This is a genomic window from Pseudomonas sp. PS01299 (genome assembly GCF_029960145.1).
Taxonomy (GTDB): domain Bacteria; phylum Pseudomonadota; class Gammaproteobacteria; order Pseudomonadales; family Pseudomonadaceae; genus Aquipseudomonas; species Aquipseudomonas putida_A.
Genome location: NZ_JASCPO010000352.1, coordinates 1 through 4,149, shown reverse-complemented (window position 1 = coordinate 4,149; position 4,149 = coordinate 1). Strand labels below are relative to the sequence as shown.

The following is a 4,149-nucleotide window of genomic DNA, read 5'->3' as shown; positions in this document are numbered from 1 at the left end:
GGCGCCGGTTCAGTCGATGATGAGTTGACTGAACCGGCGCCTTCGCGAGCAAGCCCGCTCCCACATTTGATTTGTGTACATCAGAAATATCCACTGGAACACCGATGAACCTCTCGCGCCTCGCCCTGCCCTTCTTCCTGCTGCCAGCCACCAGCACCCTCGCCGACAGCTTCGAACGCGATCAGGCCCTGAAGCTGCCCGACACGCTGATCAGCGCCAACCGCCAGGTCGAAGCGCGCAACGACAGCAGCGCCGCCAACACCGTGTTCACCCGCGAAGACATCGACCGCTTGCAACCGGGCAGCGTCACCGATCTGCTGCAGCGGGTGCCGGGTGTGCAAGTAGCGCAGGCCGGTGGGCGCGGTAGCCTGCCGGGGATCTACATTCGCGGCACGCAATCGGCGCAGAGTCTGGTGCTGGTCGACGGCCAGCGCATCGGCAGCTCGACCTCTGGCGACAGCAACCTGCAGCACCTGAGCATCGACCAGATCGAGCGCGTGGAAGTGTTGCGCGGTTCGCGCTCGGTGATTTACGGCAGCGATGCGATTGGCGGGGTGATTCAGATCTTCACCCGGCGCGGCACCGAACAAGGCCTGCAGCCGCGCTTGCACGTCGGCTTCGGCAGCAACCAGACCTGGGAACGCAGCCTCGGCCTGTCCGGTGGCGATGACAAGACCCGCTTCAACCTGGGCGCCAGCCTCGATGACACCGCAGGCCTGGACCGCACTCACGAGTCGTACCCCAGCGACAGCGATCATGATGCCTATCGCAATAAATCCGTCAGCCTGAGCCTCAGCCATGCGCTGACCGATGACATCGAAGTCGGCGCCAACCTGCTGGATAACCGCGGCAAAAGCGAATTCGACAACCCGTTCGGCCGCTTCGATACGACCACTTTCGAGTCGGTGCAACAGCAGCCCTACAGCGACTTCAACGTCAGCAGTGTCAGCAGCTACGTCGATGCCCGGGTCAACGAAATCTGGAAAACCCGCGTCGAATTCGGTCACACCGAAAACCGCGAAAAGACCCTCGACAAACTCAGCGACGACCGCACGGTGTTCAACACCTATCGCGATTCGGTGAACTGGCAGAACGACCTGACTCTGGATGCGCGCAACAGCCTGATCCTCGGCGGCGACTGGTACGAAGACCGGGTCAACAGCAGCACCGCGTTCGACGAGGACAGCCGCTGGAACCGCGCCGCGTTCATCCAGCATCGTTATCAGGCCGACAGCTTCTCCACCGAACTGGGCCTGCGTCACGACGACAACCAGCAGTTCGGCAGCCAGAACACCTGGAGCGGCACTTTTACCCTGCCGCTGAACCCGGACAACGATCTGTTGCTGAGCTACAGCGAAGGCTTCCGCGCGCCGACCTTCAACGACCTGTACTACCCGGATTTCAGCAACCCGGATCTAAAGCCGGAAGCCTCGAAAAGCTATGAGCTGCAATGGCGCAGTCAGTTGAGCGATAGCAGTCGGCTGGAGGCATCGATTTACCGCACTGATCTGCAAGACGCGATCATCTTCGGCAGCAACTCACGCCCGGAGAACGTGGCCTCGGCGCGGATCAATGGCTTTGAAGCGGCGCTGAAACAGGAACTGTTCGGCTGGCAGAGCAATCTCGGTGTGGCGATTATCGACCCGCGTGATCGCGATAGCGGGCACACGTTGGCGCGTCGTGCGCGGCGCACGATGAGTTGGGATCTGGATCGACAGTTTGACCGGTTGGGCGTCGGCGCGAGCTGGCAATTGGTCAGCGGCAGTTACGACGATCTGAACAACACCCAGCCGTTGGGTGGCTACGGCACGCTTGGACTGCGCAGCAACTGGGCGCTGAATCGCGAGATCAAACTGGATCTGAAGGTCGAGAATCTGCTGGACAAGGGTTACAGCCGCGCGTTGTACAGCTATGACGGCAGCCAGTATGGCTATCGCGAGGAAGGTCGGGCGTGGGTGTTTGGGGTGACCTGGACACCGGGGCTCTGATCCGGAATTGACGCTGTTTTGACTGGCCTCTTCGCGAGCAAGCCCGCTCCCACAGGGGTAACGCATTCCACCTGTGGGAGCGGGCTTGCTCGCGAAGAATTCACCTCGGTCTCAGCGCTCAGGCGCAATCAAATGGCAGAGTTTGGCGGTGGCTTCGATCATTTGGCCGCTCGGGCGCTCAAGGCCTTTGTCCCTGACCAGCAGCAACTGACCATGTGCCACCGCACTCACCTGCGGCCAGGCCTTCCACGCATCGAGCTGGGCCTGATCACCGGCCAGAATCACCTGCGGATCACGCTGCAACACGGCTTCGATGCTGACCTGCGGCGCCGGCAAACTCAGATCGGCAAACACATTGCGTGCGCCACAGACTTCGAGCGCATCGCTGATGATCTGCCCGCCACCGATGGTGTACAGCGGCTTGTCCCAGACTTGATAGAACACGGTCAGCGGCGTGTCCCGGCGATAGCGTTGGCGCAGGTCATCGAGTTTCTGGCGCAGATCCGCCGCCAGTTTCGTCCCACGCTCAGGTCGCCCCAGTTGCGCGGCAATCGTCTCGATCTGCGCAGACAGCTGTTCGAGATTGTGCGGCTCGGCGACGTAGGTCGGAATGTTCAGGCGTTTGAGCTGATCGCGTTGTGCCGGGCCGACACTGCCGGGCCACAGCAGCAGCAAATCGGGCTTCAAACTGAGCAGACGCTCCATGTCGAGTTGGCCATAACGCCCCACCGAGGGAACATCGGCAATGGCAGCCGGACGCTCGCCGGCATCGAGCACGCCAACCAGCAGATCGGCCGAGCCCAGCTCAACAACGATTTCAGACAGAGAAGGCGCGAGACTGACCACTCGCAGACTCGCCAGCACCGGGCCGGCGCAGGCCAGCAGCAGAACCGCCAGCCACAGACGACGCATCAGCCGAGTTGACGCGGGATGCGATAGAGGTAGAACAGCACCGCCGTGGACAACGCCAGCAGCATCAGCGGTACGGCTTCGAGGCCGACGAACACCGCCAGCGCACCGATCCATGCCGGCAATGCGGCCGCGAGGAATGCACTGCGACGCTGGGCCGCCAAGGCAATCCAGGCCGCCGGTTCGTCGGGGGTATCAAGGGCTTTTTGCGTGGCGATCAGCGCGTGCTTGTAGCGGCCGAAAAACTTCAGACTGACAAACATCGACGCAACGCCGGCAATGAATAACGGCATAGCCAGCACCCGCAGAATGCCTTCGCCCTGGCCGAACAGGCCATTGAGGACAAACAGGGGTACCAGCGCCAGCGCCAGGTATTTCCACCAGTCGACCGCCAGACGGCGTCGCACCTGACCGCGGGTCACGCGCGGTCGACCTCGCCCTGATGCTCGTTGCCCATCATGTGGTCGAGCTTGCTGGCCTTGGTCGCCAGGTACAGCTTGTTGTGCGGGTTGTGGCCGGTGTGCAGCGGCACGCGCTCGGCGACGACGATGCCCATGTCGGTCAGGGCTTTGACCTTGCGCGGGTTGTTGGTCATCAGACGCAGCGACTTCACACCCAGATGCTCGAGCATCGGCAGGCACATGGCGTAGTCACGCTGATCGGCGGCAAAGCCCAGACGCTCGTTGGCTTCAACAGTGTCAGCGCCGCCGTCCTGCAACTCGTAGGCGCGGATCTTGTTCAGCAGACCGATGCCGCGACCTTCCTGACGCAGGTACAGCAGCACGCCACGGCCTTCACGGGCGATGGCCTTGAGCGCCGCTTCGAGTTGCGAGCCGCAGTCGCAGCGCTGGCTGAACAGGGCGTCACCGGTCAGGCACTCGGAGTGCAACCGGCCGAGAACCGGGGCACCGTCGGCGAAATCACCCAGGCTCAGCACAACGTGCTCGCGGCCGGTAGCCTCATCGAGAAAACCGTGCATGGTGAATTGCGCAAAAGGCGTTGGCAGCTTGGAAGCGGCGACAAAAACGACAGGCACCGGTGTGCTCCTGATCTAAAAATTCTGAAAATTCGCAGGCCGGCATTGTAACAGCAGGTTCCTGCAGACGCTTAGGCTGAATTATCGGGCATAACGATCAAAAAGTTTGATAACACCCGGCTTGCTTGCCCCCCCCTGTGGGAGCGGGCTTGCTCGCGAAGGCGTCGTGTCAGTCGGCAATAGGCTGGCTGAACTACCGCATTCGCGAGCAAGCCC

The 4,149-nt window shown here is 62.0% G+C and carries 4 protein-coding genes; 1 reads left to right on the top strand and 3 read right to left on the bottom strand.

What is annotated here, in order from left to right; translation table 11 throughout:
• Nucleotides 1-104 precede the first annotated feature (104 nt).
• Nucleotides 105-1,988 (top strand): TonB-dependent receptor, encoded by a 1,884-nt coding sequence (locus QMX91_RS29445; RefSeq protein ID WP_282413795.1) that lies wholly within the window; start codon nucleotides 105-107, stop codon nucleotides 1,986-1,988.
• A 111-nt stretch (nucleotides 1,989-2,099) separates the two neighbouring features.
• On the opposite strand, the gene QMX91_RS29440 is transcribed toward QMX91_RS29445, so the two are convergent.
• The 3 genes from QMX91_RS29440 to ribA are packed head-to-tail and all read right to left on the bottom strand — an operon-like array spanning nucleotide 2,100 to nucleotide 3,933.
• Nucleotides 2,100-2,900, bottom strand: coding sequence for a cobalamin-binding protein (locus QMX91_RS29440; RefSeq protein WP_282413794.1), 801 nt, complete (start codon nucleotides 2,898-2,900; stop codon nucleotides 2,100-2,102).
• Nucleotides 2,900-3,319: an MFS transporter gene (locus QMX91_RS29435; protein WP_282413793.1), complete on the bottom strand. Its 420-nt coding sequence runs from the start codon at nucleotides 3,317-3,319 to the stop codon at nucleotides 2,900-2,902. Before QMX91_RS29435 ends, QMX91_RS29440 begins: the two co-directional genes overlap by 1 nt.
• Entirely contained in the window at nucleotides 3,316-3,933 is a 618-nt protein-coding gene (gene ribA / locus QMX91_RS29430) for a GTP cyclohydrolase II (protein WP_027612931.1), read from the bottom strand. The genes QMX91_RS29435 and ribA overlap by 4 nt, the downstream gene beginning before the upstream one ends.
• Nucleotides 3,934-4,149 lie beyond the last annotated feature (216 nt).

Excerpts from the sequence above, each read along its gene's own strand:
- QMX91_RS29445 (WP_282413795.1), top strand. The coding sequence starts at position 105 with ATGAACCTCTCGCGCCTCGCCCTGCCCTTCTTCCTGCTGCCAGCCACC.
- QMX91_RS29440 (WP_282413794.1), bottom strand. The coding sequence starts at position 2,900 with ATGCGTCGTCTGTGGCTGGCGGTTCTGCTGCTGGCCTGCGCCGGCCCG.